17 protein-coding genes are annotated in these 17504 nt (G+C 72.5%); 13 read left to right on the top strand and 4 right to left on the bottom strand.

Annotated features, from left to right (window positions below):
* Positions 1–9 precede the first annotated feature (9 nt).
* A complete protein-coding gene (locus ABEB12_RS07895) occupies positions 10–405 on the top strand; it encodes a MarR family transcriptional regulator (RefSeq protein ID WP_221498508.1) in 396 nt (131 codons plus the stop codon).
* Positions 402–812 (top strand): hypothetical protein, encoded by a 411-nt coding sequence (locus ABEB12_RS07890; RefSeq protein WP_185064262.1) that lies wholly within the window; start codon positions 402–404, stop codon positions 810–812. The genes ABEB12_RS07895 and ABEB12_RS07890 overlap by 4 nt, the downstream gene beginning before the upstream one ends.
* Positions 813–1262: 450 nt before the next feature.
* Here the strand turns inward: ABEB12_RS07890 and ABEB12_RS07885 are convergent, their stop codons facing one another.
* Positions 1263–2129, bottom strand: coding sequence for a hypothetical protein (locus ABEB12_RS07885; protein WP_185064261.1), 867 nt, complete (start codon positions 2127–2129; stop codon positions 1263–1265).
* A 197-nt stretch (positions 2130–2326) separates the two neighbouring features.
* On the opposite strand from ABEB12_RS07885, the gene ABEB12_RS07880 reads away from it, so the two are divergent.
* The 8 genes from ABEB12_RS07880 to ABEB12_RS07845 all read left to right on the top strand — a co-directional run bounded on the left by ABEB12_RS07880 (position 2327) and on the right by ABEB12_RS07845 (position 10147).
* Entirely contained in the window at positions 2327–3241 is a 915-nt protein-coding gene (locus ABEB12_RS07880) for a TIGR04222 domain-containing membrane protein (protein ID WP_185064260.1), read from the top strand.
* Complete coding sequence (locus tag ABEB12_RS07875) at positions 3238–4086, top strand: MbnB/TglH/ChrH family RiPP precursor modification enzyme (protein WP_345702653.1); 849 nt, start codon at positions 3238–3240, stop codon at positions 4084–4086. The genes ABEB12_RS07880 and ABEB12_RS07875 overlap by 4 nt, the downstream gene beginning before the upstream one ends.
* The gene (locus ABEB12_RS07870; protein ID WP_185064258.1) at positions 4083–4523 is read left to right on the top strand and encodes a hypothetical protein; all 441 of its coding nucleotides are present in this window, start codon (positions 4083–4085) and stop codon (positions 4521–4523) included. Before ABEB12_RS07875 ends, ABEB12_RS07870 begins: the two co-directional genes overlap by 4 nt.
* A gap of 140 nt (positions 4524–4663) precedes the next feature.
* A complete protein-coding gene (locus ABEB12_RS07865) occupies positions 4664–6448 on the top strand; it encodes an acetyl/propionyl/methylcrotonyl-CoA carboxylase subunit alpha (protein WP_221498507.1) in 1785 nt (594 codons plus the stop codon).
* A gap of 75 nt (positions 6449–6523) precedes the next feature.
* Entirely contained in the window at positions 6524–6856 is a 333-nt protein-coding gene (locus tag ABEB12_RS07860; protein ID WP_185064256.1) for a hypothetical protein, read from the top strand.
* Between the two features lie 7 nt (positions 6857–6863).
* Positions 6864–8171: a hypothetical protein gene (locus tag ABEB12_RS07855; protein WP_185064255.1), complete on the top strand. Its 1308-nt coding sequence runs from the start codon at positions 6864–6866 to the stop codon at positions 8169–8171.
* Positions 8168–8983, top strand: coding sequence for an ESX secretion-associated protein EspG (locus tag ABEB12_RS07850; RefSeq protein ID WP_185064254.1), 816 nt, complete (start codon positions 8168–8170; stop codon positions 8981–8983). Before ABEB12_RS07855 ends, ABEB12_RS07850 begins: the two co-directional genes overlap by 4 nt.
* Before the next feature lie 471 nt (positions 8984–9454).
* A complete protein-coding gene (locus tag ABEB12_RS07845) occupies positions 9455–10147 on the top strand; it encodes a hypothetical protein (protein ID WP_185064253.1) in 693 nt (230 codons plus the stop codon).
* Positions 10148–10223: 76 nt separating this feature from the next.
* Here ABEB12_RS07845 and ABEB12_RS07840 read toward each other — a convergent pair whose 3' ends face one another.
* Positions 10224–11984 (bottom strand): glycerol-3-phosphate dehydrogenase/oxidase, encoded by a 1761-nt coding sequence (locus ABEB12_RS07840; RefSeq protein WP_345702652.1) that lies wholly within the window; start codon positions 11982–11984, stop codon positions 10224–10226.
* Between the two features lie 116 nt (positions 11985–12100).
* Here ABEB12_RS07840 and ABEB12_RS07835 point away from each other — a divergent pair, with 116 nt between their 5' ends.
* Both ABEB12_RS07835 and glpK read left to right on the top strand, forming a co-directional pair.
* Positions 12101–12838, top strand: a complete 738-nt coding sequence (locus tag ABEB12_RS07835) for an aquaporin (protein ID WP_185064252.1) — start codon at positions 12101–12103, stop codon at positions 12836–12838.
* A 16-nt stretch (positions 12839–12854) separates the two neighbouring features.
* On the top strand, positions 12855–14354 hold the full coding sequence (gene glpK, locus ABEB12_RS07830; protein ID WP_185064251.1) for a glycerol kinase GlpK: 1500 nt from the start codon (positions 12855–12857) through the stop codon (positions 14352–14354).
* 22 nt (positions 14355–14376) lie between these two features.
* On the opposite strand, the gene ABEB12_RS07825 is transcribed toward glpK, so the two are convergent.
* Positions 14377–15579, bottom strand: a complete 1203-nt coding sequence (locus tag ABEB12_RS07825; RefSeq protein ID WP_221498506.1) for a CoA transferase — start codon at positions 15577–15579, stop codon at positions 14377–14379.
* Positions 15566–16969, bottom strand: a complete 1404-nt coding sequence (locus tag ABEB12_RS07820) for an NAD(P)H-quinone dehydrogenase (RefSeq protein ID WP_185064250.1) — start codon at positions 16967–16969, stop codon at positions 15566–15568. The genes ABEB12_RS07825 and ABEB12_RS07820 overlap by 14 nt, the downstream gene beginning before the upstream one ends.
* Positions 16970–17023: 54 nt before the next feature.
* On the opposite strand from ABEB12_RS07820, the gene ABEB12_RS07815 reads away from it, so the two are divergent.
* Positions 17024–17476: a gamma-glutamylcyclotransferase gene (locus ABEB12_RS07815; RefSeq protein WP_185064249.1), complete on the top strand. Its 453-nt coding sequence runs from the start codon at positions 17024–17026 to the stop codon at positions 17474–17476.
* Positions 17477–17504 lie beyond the last annotated feature (28 nt).

The raw sequence follows: 17504 nt of genomic DNA, 5'->3' as shown, positions 1-17504 counted from the left end.
TACGAAATCGTGATACTTGGCCTGCAGCGCGCCACCCACGCCACCCTGCAACTACTCACCGCCGAGCTGGTCGACCTGGACCTGACCCCTTCGGAGATCAATGCCCTGGGCAACCTGGCCGACGGCCGGGGCCGCACGGTCTCCGAGCTGGGACGCGCGATCGGCACCCGGCCCACCACGCTGACCAGCGTGCTCGACCGGCTCGAGCGGCGCGGCCACATCACCAGGGCCGCCCGGGCCGGCGACCGCCGCTCGGTGCTGGTCGAGCTCACCCCGAGCGGCCGCGCCGCCGCCGAAACCATCCGGCGCGCGATCGAGGGCCTGGAACAGCGCGCCCTCGCCGGGTTGCCGCCCGAGGCACTCGCCGGCTTCCACGCCGTGCTGCGCGCGCTGGCGGAGCTGTGAGCACCGCGTTCGACGAACTGCTGCGCGAGGCGACGGCGGGCGGCGAACGGTTCGGCCACCGCGAGCACGTGCACCTGACCTGGCTGGCGGTCCGGCGGTTCGGCACCGCCGGGGCGGTCGACCTGGTCGGCGCCGGCATCCGCCGCGCCGCGCGGGACGCCGGCAGGCCCGGGAAGTACCACGCAACGATCACTCGCGCCTGGGTGGAACTGGTCGGGCACCACGTGGCCGAGGACCCGGTGCTGGACTTCGCGACCTTTGCCATCGTCGAGGCGAACGCGCCGCTGCTGGACCGGGGACTGCTCGCCCGGTTCTACCGGCCGGAAACCCTCGCCGGCGCGCAGGCCCGCGCCGGTTGGGTGGAACCCGACCGCTCCCCCTTCCCCTGGCGGGGCCCAACCGCCTGAGAGGGATCGACCGCCCGGCGGTGTCTGGTGGGGGTCCGGGTATGCGGAGCCGGTGTCGGTTTAAAGACCGGCTTGGACGGCGCGGCCGGGTTGTCTGCCGCGGCTTGGGCGTGGCCCGTTGCGGTTCGTTGTGGCGCGGCTGGTTTCACTTGTTGCCCTCGCATGACCAGGGTGACGGGTGTTGCCACGCCGGCGGTCATTTTCATGGTCATCAGGGCATGGTGGTCGTTTCGAGTCGCCCGGAGCGGCCCTGGTGTCCTGATGACCATGTGGTCGGTGGTTGCGGCCGCCCCACTCCGCCCACAGGTCGGTGGTTGCGGCCGGGGATGATCGCCATCCGTGGCGGTTCAGGGTCGAAAATCGACGCTCAACCGCCAGAAACGACGATCACCCAAACCCACCCGCACCCACGCCCGCGAGCGCCCCGCCGGCGGCCCGCCCGCTGCTTACTCAGCCGGGGAGCAGGGCCGGGGGGACGGGGGTGATCGACTCCGGGGTGTCCGGGTTGTCCCGGATGGTGATCGACTCGACGGTGTAGGCGGTGCCGCCGGGCACCGGCCGGGTCTGGAACCTGGACAGCTCGGTGAACCGGTGGAACTCGCAGTCGTGGGCGAACGCGCCGACGGCCGGGTCCCAGTCCGCGCCGGCGGTGTAGAACAGGTCGTAGGCGCCGTCCGCGATGCCTTCCACGCGCGCCCCGCCGCCGGCGGTCACGGCCACCGAGACCAGCAGGTTCCCCCGGTCCACCAGCTTCACCACCGCGTCCACGGTGCCCTCGTTGCGCACCTCGAGCACGCCGTCGCCGCGCTGCTCCGGCGTCCGCCGGTCGGTGAGCAGCTGGCCGTTGGCCAGGCGCGGCGGCGCCGGCGGGGGTTCGGCGGACGGCAGCGCGGCCCCCCAGCGGTAGGGCGGGGCGAGCCGGGCCGCGCCGTCGCGCAGGCCGGGCATGTTGGGCGCGGCGCCGATCGCGGCCAGCGCCGCCGGGCCGGTACACACCGCCCGGCCGTCCACCCGCTCGGCCAGCGCGGTGATGTCGCCGCTCAGGCCCCGCAGCCGGCCGGCCAGCGCGGCGTTGCCGGCGGCCGCTTCGTCCGGCACCGAGGTGGCCCTGGTCAGCTCGTCACCGGCCCACCCGGCCGCGTCCGCCGCCGCGCGCACCGCCCGGCCCAGCTCGTCCGGCTCGGGCGCCAGCCGGACGGTGGCCAGCGCGCCGGTCAGGCGTTGGTCGGTACGCCCGAGCACGTCCTGGTAGTCGCTGCCCGAGAAATCGCAGCCGGTCAGCAGCGTGAGGCCGACCAGCCCCGCCACCGTTCCCACGCGCCGCCCGCCGGATGACCTCACGACACCAGATCCTGCTCCATCCGGTCGGGGTTACCTCCGATCAACCCCCCGGAAACCTCCGCGGCGGACATCAAATGAACCCTCAGGAATCATCAATTTCCGCTCAAACCTCTGGTCTTCGGTCCGCGGGGCCACCAAGGTCGGTGAATGCGGCGGATGAGGGGGGATGCCGCGTGCACGCAACGACCGTGGCGCTGCCGGGGGACACGTGGGGAATCAGCGGGGGCAACTTCCTGCTGCTCTACTGGCTGCTGATCTGCGCCGTTCCCGTAATGGCCGGCTTCGCCCGGCGCACCATCCGACGCGAGCCGCCACCGGCGGACGCCGACCGGACGCCGCTCGAGGCCGATCCGTACCAGGTGGCCTACCTCAACGGCGGCCGCGAGCTGACCGTGCTCGCCGCCGTCGGGTCGCTGCGGGTGACCGGACTGATCAGCGTCCGGCGACGCCGGTTCCAGCGGTCGGACCAGCCGGTGGACCCGCCCACGCATCACCTCGAGCTGGCCGTGCTGGAATCCGCCGGCGCCCCGGTCTCCCGGCCCGCACTGATCACCAAGGCCCCGGTTCGCGCGGCGCTGGACCGGCTGGACGCCGAGCTGCGCCGGCGTGGCCTGCTGCTTTCCGAGGGGCAGCGCACCCGGATGCGCATGTGGTCCCTGCCCATGCTGGCCCTCGGCGCGTTCGGCCTCTACCGGGCCAGCGCCGGCCTGGCCAACGACCGGGCCATCGGCTTCCTGGCGTTCTCCCTGATCGTGGTCGCGCTGGTGTCGATCGGGCTGCTCCGGGTACCCGGCCGGGGGCGCACCGAAGCCGGCGACGCGGAGCTGGCCCGGCTGCGGGCGGCCCATCCCGAGCTCTCCCCGGACATGCGCCCGAACTGGGTGGGCAACGGGGCGGGCGCGGCCGCGCTCGGCGTCGGGCTGTTCGGCATCGGCGCGCTGACCGCCGCCGACCCGGTGCTGGCCGCCGAGATCACCCAGCAACCGTGGTGGGCCGGCACCGGATCGGGCGGCTCCAGCGGCACCGGCTGCGGGTCCGGTAGCAGCTGCGGCGGCGGTGGCGGATGCGGCGGCGGGTGCGGCGGGTGAGCCCTCTGGAGGGGCGCGGCGTCGGTATCGGCTGGCGGCCGGAGATCGCCGGGTTTGTCGACTCACTGCCCGGGCTGCGGTTCACCGAGGTGGTGGCCGAGGCGGTGTGCGCCGATCACCTGCCTCCGGCGCTGGTGAAGCTGCGGGAGCGGGGCGTGAGCGTGGTGCCGCACGGCACCCGGCTGTCCCTGGGCGGCGCCGAGCCGGTCGACCGGGACCGGGTGCGCCGGTTCGCCGAGGTGGCCGCCGCGGTGGACGCGCCGCTGGTCAGCGAGCACGTGGCGTTCGTCCGGGCGGGCGGGCTGGAGGCCGGCCACCTGCTGCCGGTGCCGCGCACCCGGGAGGCGCTGGACGCGCTGACCCGCAACATCCGAACCCTGAGCGCCGAACTGGACGCACCCCTGGCCCTCGAGCCGATCGCCGCGCTGTTCGACTGGCCGGAGGACGAGCTGACCGAGGCGCGGTTCCTCACCGAGCTGCTCGACCGCACCGGCGCCTACCTGCTGCTGGACGTGGCCAACTGCTACGCCAACGCCCGCAACCGGGGCCAGGACCCGGCCGAGGCGCTGGCCGCGCTGCCGCTGGAGCGGGTGGCCTACGCGCACATCGCCGGCGGCGCCCCCGGCGGCGGTTTCTACCACGACACGCACACCTCGGCCACGCCCCCGGCGGTGCTCGAGCTGCTCGCCGAACTGTGCCTGACCCACCGCCCGCCGGCGCTGCTGCTGGAGCGGGACGGCGCCTACCCGCCGGCGGCCGAGCTGACCGCCGAGCTGACCGCCATCGCGGCCGCCTCGGACCTGCCCGATATCACTCGTTCGGGCGAGACGGTGTGGGCGCGGTGAGCAAGTCCACACTCGCCGAGCGGCAGGCCGCCCTGGTCGCCGCGCTGGTCGCCGGCGAGCCGTCCCCGGCGGGCTTCGACGCTGACCGGCTGGCCGCCACCGGGCGCGCGCTGCGGCACAAGCGGGCGGGCGAGGTCGCCGCCGTCTGGCCCGGCCTCGCGGCCAGCTTCGGTGACCGCTGGGGCGAGCATTTCAGCAGGTGGGCGCGGGGAAGACCGCCCCAGGGGGCGCTGCGCGACGGCTGGGACATGGCCCGCGAGCTGGCCTCCGTGATCCGCCTGGCCGCCCCGGCACGGGTGGAGCTGGCCTGCCGGGAGGCGGGCGCGCGGTATAGCGGGCGGGCCGCGCCGAGGCGGCGGGTCGGACCGGTTGTCCGGGTGGTCCCCGGCGGCCTCGTGCTGGGTGTGGCGGGCCACGTCTGGCGGTTGGGCCGCTGACCGGCGCCACTGTGGGCTGCATCGCTGTCACGCCGATCTGCACATTCGGCCACGCCGCATAGACTTCCCGATCGAAATACCAAGCCGGTCGGAAGAATCTCGTTGCAGGAGGCACTGTGGCCCGGGAAGCGACCCGTCAGTTGCGGAAAGTGCTCATCGCGAACCGCGGTGAGATCGCGGTGCGGGTAATCCGGGCCTGTCGGGACGCCGGCCTGGCCAGCGTCGCGGTGTACGCCGAGCCCGACCGCGACGCGCTGTTCGTGCGGCTGGCGGACGAGGCGTTCGCGCTGGGCGGCAACACCGCCGCCGAGTCCTACCTGGACTTCGACAAGGTGATCGGCGCGGCCCGGCAGGCCGCCGCGGACGGCATCCACCCCGGCTACGGCTTCCTCTCCGAGAACGCCGACTTCGCGCAGGCGGTGATCGACGCCGACCTGGTCTGGATCGGGCCGTCACCCCAGTCGATCCGCGACCTGGGCGACAAGGTGACCGCGCGGCACATCGCGATGCGCGCCGGCGCGCCGCTGGTGCCCGGGACCGCCGACCCGGTGTCCGGGGCCGACGAGGTGATCGAGTTCACCAAGGAGCACGGCCTCCCGGTGGCCATCAAGGCCGCGTTCGGCGGCGGCGGGCGCGGCATGAAGGTCGCGCGCGAGGAGAAGGAGATCGCCGAGCTGTACGAGTCGGCGGTCCGCGAGGCCACCGCCGCGTTCGGCCGGGGCGAGTGCTTCGTCGAGCGCTACCTGGACAAGCCCCGCCACGTGGAGACCCAGGTGCTGGCCGACCAGCACGGCAACGTGATCGTGGTGGGCACCCGGGACTGCTCGCTGCAGCGCCGCTTCCAGAAGCTGGTGGAGGAGGCGCCGGCGCCGTTCATCACCGAGGAGCAGCGCAAGACCCTCTACGACGCCTCCAAGGCCATCGTCAAGGAGGCCGGCTACTACGGCGCCGGCACCGTGGAGTTCCTGATCGGCCAGGACGGACTGATCACCTTCCTCGAGGTGAACACCCGGCTGCAGGTGGAGCACCCGGTTTCCGAGGAGACCTCCGGGCTGGACCTGGTGCGCGAGCAGTTCCGCATCGCCGAGGGCCGGGAGCTGAACATCAAGGAGGACCCTCGGCCGCGCGGCCACTCGATCGAGTTCCGGATCAACGGCGAGGACGCCGGTCGCGGGTTCCTCCCGGCGCCGGGCACGGTCACCGCCATCGCCTACCCGGCCGGTCCGGGTGTGCGGGTGGACGCCGGCGTGGAGGCCGGCTCGGTGATCGGCGGCCAGTTCGACTCGCTGCTGGCCAAGCTGATCGTCACCGGGTCGGACCGGGCGCAGGCGCTGGAGCGGTCCCGCCGCGCGCTGGCCGAGTTCCAGGTCGAGGGCATGGCCACGGTGCTGGAGTTCCACCGCCTGGTGGTGGAGGATCCGGCGTTCGCCGCGTCCGACAGCGACGGCTTCACCGTGCACACCCGGTGGATCGAGACCGAATGGGATAACACGGTACAACCGTTCAGTGCGGGCGCCGAGGCCTCCGAGGACGAGGATGCGCCCCGGCAGACCGTGGTGGTCGAGGTGGGCGGCCGGCGGCTGGAGGTGTCGCTGCCCGGCGACCTGGCGCTCGGTGGTGGCGGGGGCGGCGCGGCCGGTGCGGGTGCCCGCGCCGGCAAGGCACCGCGCAAGCGCGGCGGCGGCAAGGGCGGCCGGGCGGTGTCCGGTGACGCGGTCACCGCGCCCATGCAGGGCACCATCATCAAGGTCGCGGTGGCCGACGGGGACACCGTCTCGGCCGGCGACCTGGTGGTCGTGCTCGAGGCGATGAAGATGGAGAACCCGGTCACCGCGCACAAGGACGGCACCATCACCGGGCTGTCCGCCGAGGCCGGCAGCTCGGTCTCCCAGGGCACCGTGATCTGCGAGATCAAGGACGCCTGACCGGGAGCGTTAGCGATCGCGAACTGTTTCGCGATTTTCCCGTTCGCCGGGCATCCGCGCTCCTAGCGTGGGTCCATGGTCAACGATGCGCGCGGCTCGGGCATCAAGCTCGAGCCGCACATGATCCCGAAGCTGCGCGCGGCGTTCCAGGACGCCCAACGCCAGCTCGAGGAGGTCGTCCGGGACAGCGGGCGCAGCCTGCCGATGACCCAGCCGGCCATGGGGGACGCGGCCAGCCACGCCTTCCAGGCGGAGTTCAACCAGGGCGCCGCCTCGGCCCGTGACCAGCTGACCGCCTACCAGGCACGGCTGCGCGAGGTCGACACGGCGCTGGGCGAGATCCAGGCGGCCTACGACCGCAACGAGCAGGCCATCGCCGAGGATCTGAGCCGCAAGCTGGTGACGTGAGCCGGCCATGAGCTCGCCCGGTGTCGGCGGCTCGGAACACGAGCGGCTCTGGCGCGAGTCGCGGCAGGGCGACCCGGCCGCCGCCACCAACAGCCAGGCCGGCTACCAGCGCACCTCTGTGGCGCTGAACAAGATCTCCGAGACGATTCAGGCTCCGCTGAAGGAGTTCGGGCTGGCCTGGGAGGGCACGGCGGCCGGTGCGGCGAACCGGGGCATCGGCCAGCACGCCCGGTGGGCGGGGGAGGCCGCCGCCCGGTCCACCGCCGAGGGGGCGAAGGCGGGCGAGTACGCGCGCAGCGCTCAGGACGTGAAGCACAAGATGCCGCCCTACCCGCCCCAACTGTCCCCGGCGGCCCAGGAGAAGGGGGTGATGGGCGGCAACTGGGCGCTCGCCGAGGAGGAGCGGATGAACGCGCTGCAACGGGCCCGCCAGCTCATGGCCGACCACGCCGGCACCTGCCAGACGGTGCGCCCCTCCCCCGGGTTCGCCGGGCCGGCGCCCGGGGTGCGTGGCGCACCGCCGCCCCCCGGCGGCCGGAGCGGCGGTCCGGGCACCCGTGCGGGCTCGCCGGTTGCGCCGGGCGGGGCCGCGACGCCGGGGGTCACCGGAACCCGGCCGGGCGGACCGGCGGCCAGGGCTTCCGTTCCCGGCGCCCCGCGACCGGTCGGCGCCGAGCCCGCGGGGCGTCTCGGCCCGGGGGTGGCGGCGGGCGCCGGGTATCGCCAGAACCGTTCCGGCAGCGGCGTCGTCCCCGCTTCGGCGGCCGGGGCGGTCGGTCGCGGCGGGCCGTCCGATCGGCCTCGGGGCGACACCCGTCCGACCGTCGCCGCGAGCGGGCCGGCCGGGCGGACCGAGTCGAACGAGAAACGCGTTCCGGTGGTGAGCGGTCCGCCGGTCCGGCCGGAGCTGGCCGGCGTCCACCGGAACGCGGCGCCACTCCGGCCGCTGCGGCCCCGGGGCAACCGCCAGGCAAACACCGACAACGCGATCAGTGCCGGCCAGCCGAGTGCGGGTGGCGCGGGCGGGGTGGGTGGCGCGGGCGGGGCAAGTGGTGCCGACCAGTCCGGATCGGGCGGCCCCGCGCCCGGCCAGCCCGGCCCCGGGATGCCGAGCTCCGGCATGTCCGGCTCTGGGGTCCCAGGCTCTGGAGTGCCCGGCTCCGGAATGCCGGGTGGGGTGCCGCCGCCGATGCTCGGCGCCGGTGGCTGGCCCGAAGCCGAGGCGAACCGTCACGAACGCCCCGGCTACCTGCTCGACGACAGCGATCTCTTCCCGGACGAGGATGGGGTGGTACCTCCCGTGATTGGCCGATGACGACCGCGCCCCCCGCGCCGCACCGCCCCCGGCGCGGACCGGTCCGGCGGGTGCTCACCGCGGTCGAGTTCGACGTGCTGTGGGAGTGGCTGGGCCTGGGCGCCACCCCGGTGGTGCTGCGGCTGGACTCCCCCGGCCGCACCCACACCGAGCGGCGCGGCATCGTGGCCACCGGCTGGCAGGGTCTGCGCGAGCGCGGCCTGGCCGACGTGAGCGGCCCGGACCCGGAGATCGTCCGGCTGATGCACCTGCTCGCGGTGCCCACCTGCCAGGTGGAGCTGCGCATGCGGATGGGCCGCGAGCTGCGCGCGGTCGCCGCCGCCCGCCCGGGTGCGACCGTGCTGGCCGTGCGGCAGGACGAGACCGTGACGCTGTCCGCCGCGCCCGGCCCGATCGGAGCGATCATGGAAGCGATGCCGCCGGCGCCGAGCGGCCCGGGCCGGGCGGTATCCGTGCCCAGCGCCGACCTGGACGCGGCCGCCGCCGAGTCGGAGGCCGGCCTCGGGCTGGCCGAGGCGCTGCGCTACCGGGGCGTGCCCGCCGAGGAGGCCGAACTGGTCGCCGCCATGATGTCCGGCGAGCGTCGCCGGGGCCAGATCAGCGTGCTCGCCGCCGACCACTGGGGTGTCCTGCACCGGTTACCCAAGATCGTCGGCATGTTCGAGACCCACCGGGGCCGCTACCTCATCCAGCGCGACACCGCCGCCGACGGCGTCGACTGGACAACCCTCGCCCCCACCACCCAGCCCAGCCTCCGCCACCGCCTGGAACGCCTCCTAACCCAAGCCGAATCCCGCGCCACCCGCTTCTAACCCACCCACCCACCCCCCACCTGATTCAGTCACTTCAGCACATTGATTCAGTGGGTTTGGCACATTGATTCAGTGGGTTTGGCACATTGATTCAGTGGGTTTGGCACATTGATTCAGTGGGTTTGGCACGCCGGTTCAGTGGGTTTGGCACGCCGGTTCAGTCGGTTCAGCAGGCCGACGAGTTGTCCACATGGCCGCGGTTATCCACAGCCCGCGTCCCTTGCCCGGCAAAACGCACCCATCGGCGTCATCGTCATGGGTATGAAATATGGACAGAGCTTGCACGGCGCATACCGCCAACGCGAACTGGTCGACAGGGTCGGCCGATACACGGTTCGGGTAGCAATTCAGCACGGACACCTACAACGGATCTGGCCCCGCATTCTCATCGAGAGCGCGCGGTCCACGGACCTACTGACTCGTGCGGCCGCCGCGCAGTTGCTGAATGGCCCGCAGTCTGCGATTGCGAGTATGACGGCGGCCGCCTTGCACGGATGCACCGCGGTGACAGGTACGGAGGTCCACCAGCTAGTGCCCTACTGCGGGACGAGACGGAGACGCGTCGGCCTCATTCCGCACAACGGCTGGCTCCCGCCGGAGGACGTCGTCGAGCACCTCGGTCTACGGGTGGTGACGCCTGTTCGAGCCGCCACCGACCTGCTGTGCACCGTGCGCGCGCGGGACGCAATTGCGGTGATCGACCAGATGCTGGCCCTTCATCCAGTAGACCTGAGGGAGGATTTCCGAGCGCAGGTGCGAAGACGTCTCACTGAGCGGCCGGACGCCCGAGGGACCAAACGAGGAGCACGAATACTGGAGCTCGCCACCGGGCGCGCCGAATCCCCGCCAGAGAGTTGGCTGCTTCTCGAGGTCGACGCTCTCGGCTTTTCGGCGCCCAAGTCGAACTGGCCCATATTCGCCATCAATGGCAGAGAAATCTATCGGCTAGATCTTGCCTGGCCAGAATTTCTGATTGCATTGGAATACAACGGATACGCGGTCCATCTCGACCGGGAACTCGAGGACGCGCGCCGCGCGGAGGATCTGCGGCGAAGAGGTTGGATCGTGCTCACCGCAACGGCCGACGACTTTGCCGACAGCCGGGAGCTCGAGCGGCAGCTCCGGGAGGCATTTCGGGTCCGCGGCTACCAGCGCCCCTGCTGAAGTGACTGAACCAGCGTGCCAAACCCACTGAACCAGCGTGCCAAACCCACTGAATCAGCGTGCTAAACCCACTGAATCAGGCGAGGTTTTCTAGGAGGTCGGGGCGGGCTTCGGGGGCGGCGGCGCGGACGGCGTCGGCGGCGGCGTCGTCGGGCTCGGACTGGGATGCGCGTTCGGCGGCTACGCGCGAGGTGTAGACCTCGATTTCGCGGGCCACCGTCTTGGGAGACCAGCCGAGGACTTCGGCCATCAGGGACGCGACCGGCTCGGCGCAGTCCACGCCCCGGTGCGGGTACTCGATGGAGATCCGGGTGCGCCTGGTCAGCACGTCCTCCAGGTGCAACGCGCCCTCGTGGGCGGCCGCGTAGACCACCTCCACCCGCAGGTACTCCGGGGCACCCGGGATCGGGGTGAGCAGGTCGCGGCGCCCGGCGGCGACGTCCAGGACCTCGGGCAGCAACGAGCCGTAGCGGTCCAGCAGGTGCCGGATCCGGTACGGGTGCAGGTGGTAGTGCGCGCCCAGCTGCTCCGACTGGTTGACCAGCGCGTGGTAGCCGTCCGCGCCGAGCAGCGGGACCCGGTCGGTGATGGACGGCGCGACCCGGTTGGGGATGTCGGCGGCGGCCGCGTCCACCGCGTCGGCCGCCATCACGCGGTAGGTGGTGTACTTGCCGCCGGCGATCGCCACCAGGCCGGGCGCGACCCGGCCCACGGCATGCTCCCGCGACAGCTTGGAGCTCTGCTCGCTCTCCCCGGCCAGCAGCGGCCGCAGCCCGGCGTAGACGCCCTCGATGTCGTCGTAGGTGAGCGGAGCGGCGAGCACCCGGTTGACGTGGTCCAACACGTAGTCGATGTCCGCCTTGGTGGCCGCCGGATGGGCCAGGTCCAGGTTCCAGTCGGTGTCCGTGGTGCCCACGATCCAGTGGCTGCGCCACGGGATGATGAACAGCACCGACTTCTCGGTGCGCAGGATGATCCCGGTGTCCGCGACGATCCGGTCCCGGGGCACCACCAGGTGCACCCCCTTGGATGCGCGCACCCGGAACCGGCCGCGCCCGCCGGACAGCCGCTGGAGCTCGTCGGTCCACACGCCGGTGCAGTTGACCACCGCGTGGGCGAACACCGAGGTCTCCGCGCCGGACTCGGCGTCCCGGATGCGCACCCCGGACACCCGGTCCGCCTCCCGCTCGAACCCGATCACCTGGGTGGAGGTGCGGACGATGGCGCCGTAGTGCGCGGCGGTGCGGGCCACGGTGAGGGTGTGGCGCGCGTCGTCGGCCTGTGCGTCGTAGTAGCGCACCGCGCCGACCAGCGAGTCCGGCCGCAGCGCCGGGGCCAGCCGCAGCGCGCCGGCCCTGGTCAGGTGCTTCTGCCGGGGCACCGAACGGCCGCCGCCCATGGTGTCGTACAGGGTCAGCCCGGCGGCCACGTACGGCCGCTCCCAGAACCGCCCGTGCAGCGGGTAGAGGAAGCTGACCGGCTTGACCAGGTGCGGGGCCAGCCGGGTGAGCATCAGCTCGCGCTCGTGCAGCGCCTCCCGGACCAGCCCGAACTCCAGCTGCTCCAGGTAGCGCAGGCCGCCGTGGAACAGCTTCGAGGACCGCGACGAGGTGCCCGAGGCGAAGTCCCGCGCCTCCACCAGGCCCACCCGCAGGCCCCGGGTGGCCGCGTCCAGGGCCACCCCGGTGCCGACCACTCCGCCACCAATCACCACCAGGTCGAAGTGCTGCGCCGACAGCGCCTGCCAGGCCTGGTCCCGTTGCTCCGGCGACAACCGGCCGAGGTTCCGGTTCGGCCAGGTCGGATCCGACGAGTTGCTCCTCGGTGACTTACCCACGGAGCACACGGTACCGCTCGCGGCTTGCTCCACTCGGGTCTCGGCCGGCGCATCACCTAGACGCGCCCTGCCCCCCGGAATACGGTTTCCGAATACCTTCGAGGGGGAAGGCGAATATGCTTAATATCTTTGTCTCCGAGCTGGTCGGGACGGCAACTCTGATCTTGCTCGGTTGCGGCGTCGTGGCCAACGTGGTGTTGACCAACACGCTCGGCAACAACGGCGGCTGGCTTCTCATCAACTTCGGCTGGGGCATCGGCGTCTTCGCCGGCGCCTCCGTCGCGTCGACCAGCGGCGCGCACCTGAACCCGGCGGTGACCCTGGGCCTGGCCGTCGCGGGCAAGACCGAGTGGTCGCAGGTGCCGGTGTACTTCGCCGGCGAGTTCCTGGGTGCCTTCGTCGGCGCGGTGCTCACCTGGCTGGCCTACAAGAAACAGTTCGACACCGACCCGGAACCGGGTGGCACCCGGGGCATCTTCTGCACCGGGCCGACCGTGCCCTCGCCGCTGTGGAACACGGTCACCGAGGTCATCGGCACCTTCGTGCTGATGATCTGGATCCTGCTCTCCCCGGCGGCCAAGGCGGGCGACGGCGGGGTGCCGGAGTTCGGCAACTCCGCGCTCGGCTACGCCGGCGTGATGTTCCTGGTCATCGGCATCGGCAACTCGCTGGGTGGCCCGACCGGGTACGCCATCAACCCCGCCCGCGACCTGGCGCCGCGCATCGCTTACGCGGTGCTGCCGATCCGGGACAAGGGCAGCGCGGAATGGGGTTATTCCTGGGTACCGGTGGTCGGGCCCTTGATTGGCGCCACGCTGGCCGGTTTGCTCGTCCACGTCCTCCCGCTGTCCTGATTAGGAGACCTACCCAATGACGCAGTACGTCGCCGCTATCGACCAGGGCACGACGTCCACCCGGTGCATCCTGTTCAACCACGAAGGCCTGCCGGTTGCCTCGGACAGCCGGGAGCACGAGCAGATCTTCCCCCGGGCCGGCTGGGTGGAGCACGACGCCACGGAGATCTGGAACAACACCCGCGAGGTGGTCGCCGGTGCGCTGGCCAAGGCCGACGTGACCACCGACGACATCGTCGCCGTCGGCATCACCAACCAGCGCGAGACCACCGTGGTGTGGGACCGGGCCACCGGCGAGCCGGTGTACAACGCGATCGTCTGGCAGGACACCCGGACCGACCAGATCTGCGCCCAACTGGCGGAGAACGGCGGCGGGGAGAAGTTCACCCAGCGCACCGGCCTGCCCCTGGCCACCTACTTCGCCGGCCCCAAGGCCCGCTGGATCCTGGACAACGTCGAGGGCGCGCGGGAACGGGCGGAACGGGGCGAGCTGGCGTTCGGCACCATGGACACCTGGGTGCTGTGGAACGCCACCGGCGGCCCGGACGGCGGCCTGCACCTGACCGACGTGACCAACGCCTCCCGCACCCTGCTGATGGACCTGGAGACGCTGGCCTGGGACGACGAGCTGTGCGCCGCCGTCGGCGTGCCGAAGTCCATGCTCCCGGAGATCCACTCCTCCTCCGAGGTGTACGGCCAGGTGCGGGCCAAGGGCGTGCTGCCCGGGGTGCCCATCGCCGGCATCCTGGGTGACCAGCAGGCGGCCACCTTCGGCCAGGCCTGCCTGGACCCGGGCATGGCCAAGAACACCTACGGCACCGGCAACTTCATGCTGCTCAACACCGGCACCGAGCTGAAGCGCAGCACCAACGGCCTGCTCACCACGGTCTGCTACCAACTGGGCTCGGAGGCCCCGATCTACGCGCTGGAGGGCTCCATCGCGGTCAGCGGCTCGCTGGTGCAGTGGCTGCGGGACAACCTCGGCCTGATCGCCTCGGCGCCGGAGATCGAGGCGCTGGCCGCCTCGGTGGAGGACAACGGCGGGGCGTACTTCGTGCCGGCGTTCTCCGGGCTGTTCGCCCCGCACTGGCGTTCGGACGCGCGCGGCGCGATCGTCGGGCTGACCCGGTTCGTGAATCGCGGGCACCTCGCGCGGGCCGTGCTGGAGGCCACCGCGTTCCAGAGCCGCGAGGTGCTGGACGCCATGAACGCCGACGCCGGGGTCGACCTCACCGAGCTGAAGGTGGACGGCGGCATGGTGGTCAACGAGCTGCTCATGCAGTTCCAGGCGGACATCCTGGGCGTGCCGGTGATCCGGCCGGTGGTCAACGAGACCACCGCGCTGGGCGCCGCCTACGCGGCCGGCCTGGCCACCGGCTTCTGGTCCGACACCGGCGAGATCCGCACCAACTGGGCCAAGGACAAGGAGTGGACCCCGTCCATGGATGCGGCCGACCGCGACCGCCTCTACGCCCAGTGGCAGAAGGCCGTCACCCGCACGCTGGACTGGGTGTAGCAGTCTGGGTCGCCCGACCGGCCTACACGGCGCGCGCCGCGCGGAGGCGGGCCACCTCGTCGGCCGGGTAGCCGAGTTCGGTCAGGACCGCGTCGGTGTGTTGGCCGATGGCGGGGATGGGGTCCATTCGGGGCGGCGGTCCGGCGGTCACGGTGACCGGGGGGATCAGGGCGGCTAGCGGGCCGGCCGGGGAGCCTACCTCGGTCCATCGGTTCCTGGCGGCCAGCTGCGGGTGTTCGATCAGCTCGGCCATCCCGTTGCGGCGCGAGTGGGCGATCTTCGCCTCTTCCAGCCGCGCGTCGAGCTCGGCGGCGGTGAGCGCGGCGAACACCCCCTCGATCTCCGCGCGCAGCTCGTCCCGGTGCCGGACCCGGGCGGTCATGTCGGCGAACCGCTCGTCGCGGGTCAGCTCCGGCCGCCGGAGCACCGACTCGCAGAACCGCACCCACTCCCGGTCGTTCTGGATCGCCAGCATCACGTCCGGGCGCCCCTCACCGGTGCCGAACGGGCCGTACGGGGCGATCGCCGCGTGCGCCGCGCCGGCCGGCACCGGGGCCGACCCGCCGTAGCGCGTGTAGTACATCGGGAAGCCCATCCACTCGGTCAGCCCGTCGAACAGCGACACCGAGAACGCGCCGCCCCGCCCGGTCCGCTCGCGCAGCAGCAGCGCGGAGAGCACCCCGGAGTAGGCGTACATGCCGGCCGCGATGTCGGCCGCCGGCACGCCCGACTTGGCCGGCTGCTCGGGCGTCCCGGTGATCGACATCAGCCCGGTCTCCGCCTGGATGAGCAGGTCGTAGGCCTTCGCGTCCCGGTAGGGGCCGTCCTCCCCGTAGCCGGAGATCGAGCAGTGCACCAGCCTCGGGTGTTCGGCCGTCAGCTCGTCCGCGCCCAGGCCCAGGCGGGCGGCCGCGCCGGGCGCCAGGTTCTGCACGAACACGTCCGCGCGGGCCACCAGCTCCCGGGCGATCCGTGCCCCCTCGGCGTGCTTGAGGTCCAGCGTGACGCTCTCCTTGGAGCGGTTCAGCCAGACGAAGTGGCTGGAGAGCCCGTGCACCGTGGTGTCGTAGTCGCGGGCGAAGTCGCCGGGTCCGGGCCGCTCGATCTTGATCACCCGGGCGCCCAGGTCGGCCAGGTGCCGGGTGGCCATCGGCGCGGCCACCGCCTGCTCGCAGGCGACCACGGTGATCCCGTCCAGCGGGCGCATCGCCTCAGTCGAGGTCATCGTGGCGCATCAGCTGCCGGCTGGCCTCGGTGATCGACCCGGACAGGGACGGGTACACGGAGAACGTGTAGGCGAGGTCGTTCACGGTGAGGTTGTTCTGCACCGCCATGGCGATGGGCAGGATCAGCTCGCTGGCCACCGGCGCGACCACCACGCCGCCGATCACCACCCCGGTCGCCGGGCGGCAGAAGAGTTTCACGAATCCGCGCCGCAGCCCCTGCATCTTCGCCCGGGGGTTGGTGCCCAGCGGCAGCATGATGGTCCGCGCGGGCACCTCGCCGGAGTCGATGGTGGCCTGGCTGATGCCCACCGTGGCGATCTCCGGCCGGGTGAACACCGCCGCCGCGACGGTCTTCAGCTTGATCGGCGCGACGCCCTCGCCCAGCGCGTGCCACATGGCGATGCGCCCCTGCATGGCGGCGACCGAGGCGAGCATGAGCACGCCGGTGCAGTCGCCGGCCGCGTACACCCCGGGGGTGCTCGTGCGGGACACCCGGTCGACCGGGATGAAGCCGCCCCGGTCGGTGGCGATGCCCACCTCGTCCAGGCCGAGCCCGTCGGTGTTCGGCACCGAACCGACGGTCATCAGCGCATGCGACCCGGTCACCGTGCTGCCGTCGGCCAGGGTCACGCAGACGCCGTCCTCGGATCGCTTCACCGACTCGGCCCGGGTGCGCGGCAGGATGGCCACCCCGCGCTCGGCGAAGACGTCCTCCAGCACGGTGGCCGCGTCGGCGTCCTCCGCCGGGAGCACCCGGTCCCGGCTGGACACCAGGGTCACCGGCACCCCCAGCTCGGTGTACGCGGACACGAACTCCGCGCCGGTCACCCCCGAGCCGATCACGATCAGGTGCTCCGGCAGCTTCTCCAGTGAGTAGAGCTGGCGCCAGGTGAGGACGCGCTCGCCGTCCGGCTCGCTGCCCTTGAGCACCCTCGGGGTGGCTCCGGTGGCCACCAGCACCACGTCGGCGGGCAGCTCCTCCTCGCCGCCCTCCCGGGGCGAGGCGAGGACCAGGTGCGGCGCACCGGGCTTGGGCGCGTCGGCGAAGCGGGCGGTGCCGAGCACCGTGCGCACCCCCTCCCGCTCCAGCCGGGTGCGCACGTCCGCGGACTGCGCCCGGGCCAGCGAGCCGACCCGGGCGTTGATGCGGTCCAGCGCGACGGCGGCCGCCTGGTGGTCGGTGTCCAGGCCCAGCTCACCGGCGCGGCGCAGCTCGGTGCGCACGCCGGCCGAGGAGATGAACGTCTTGGACGGAACACAGTCGTCCAGCACACAGGCCCCGCCCATGCCGTCCCGTTCGATGACGGTGACCTCAGCACCGTGCTGGGCGGCCACCAGCGCCGCCTCGTACCCGGCCGGCCCGCCACCCATGACTACAATCCGGCTCACCGTCGTGCGCTCCCCTCCCGCTGGCCCGTCACAGGTAGACACTAGGCTGTCGGCGTGTCGCTCTACGCCGCCTATGGGTCCAACATGGATCCCGCCCAGATGAAAGAGCGATGCCCACACTCGCCGATGGCCGGAACCGGCTGGCTGATGGGCTGGCGGCTCACCTTCGGCGGCGAGGACTACGGCCCGGAAGGCGCGCTCGCCACGGTCGTCGAGGACGAAACCTCGCAGGTCTTCGTGGTCCTCTACGACGTCACCGATCACGACGTCGCCGTACTCGACCGCTGGGAAGGCGGCGAGCTGGGCCTGCACAAGAAGCTCCGGCTGCGCGTGCACACCCTGCAGGGCACCGAGCTGGCCTGGCTCTACGTCCTGGACGCCTACGAAGGCGGCCTCCCCAGCGCCCGCTACCTGGGCGTAATGGCCGACGCCGCCGAACAGGCCGGCGCCCCCGACGACTACGTCCAAGCCCTCCGCACCCGCCCCTCCCGCAAAGTAGGCCCCTAACCCATATCGCGGGTCCCCCCAGGCCATG

The organism is Actinospineispora eucalypti (assembly GCF_039543365.1).
GTDB classification, from domain to species: domain Bacteria; phylum Actinomycetota; class Actinomycetes; order Mycobacteriales; family Pseudonocardiaceae; genus Pseudonocardia; species Pseudonocardia eucalypti.
The sequence above is the reverse complement of the archived record's forward strand: the minus strand, read 5'-3'. Positions and strand labels throughout refer to the sequence as shown.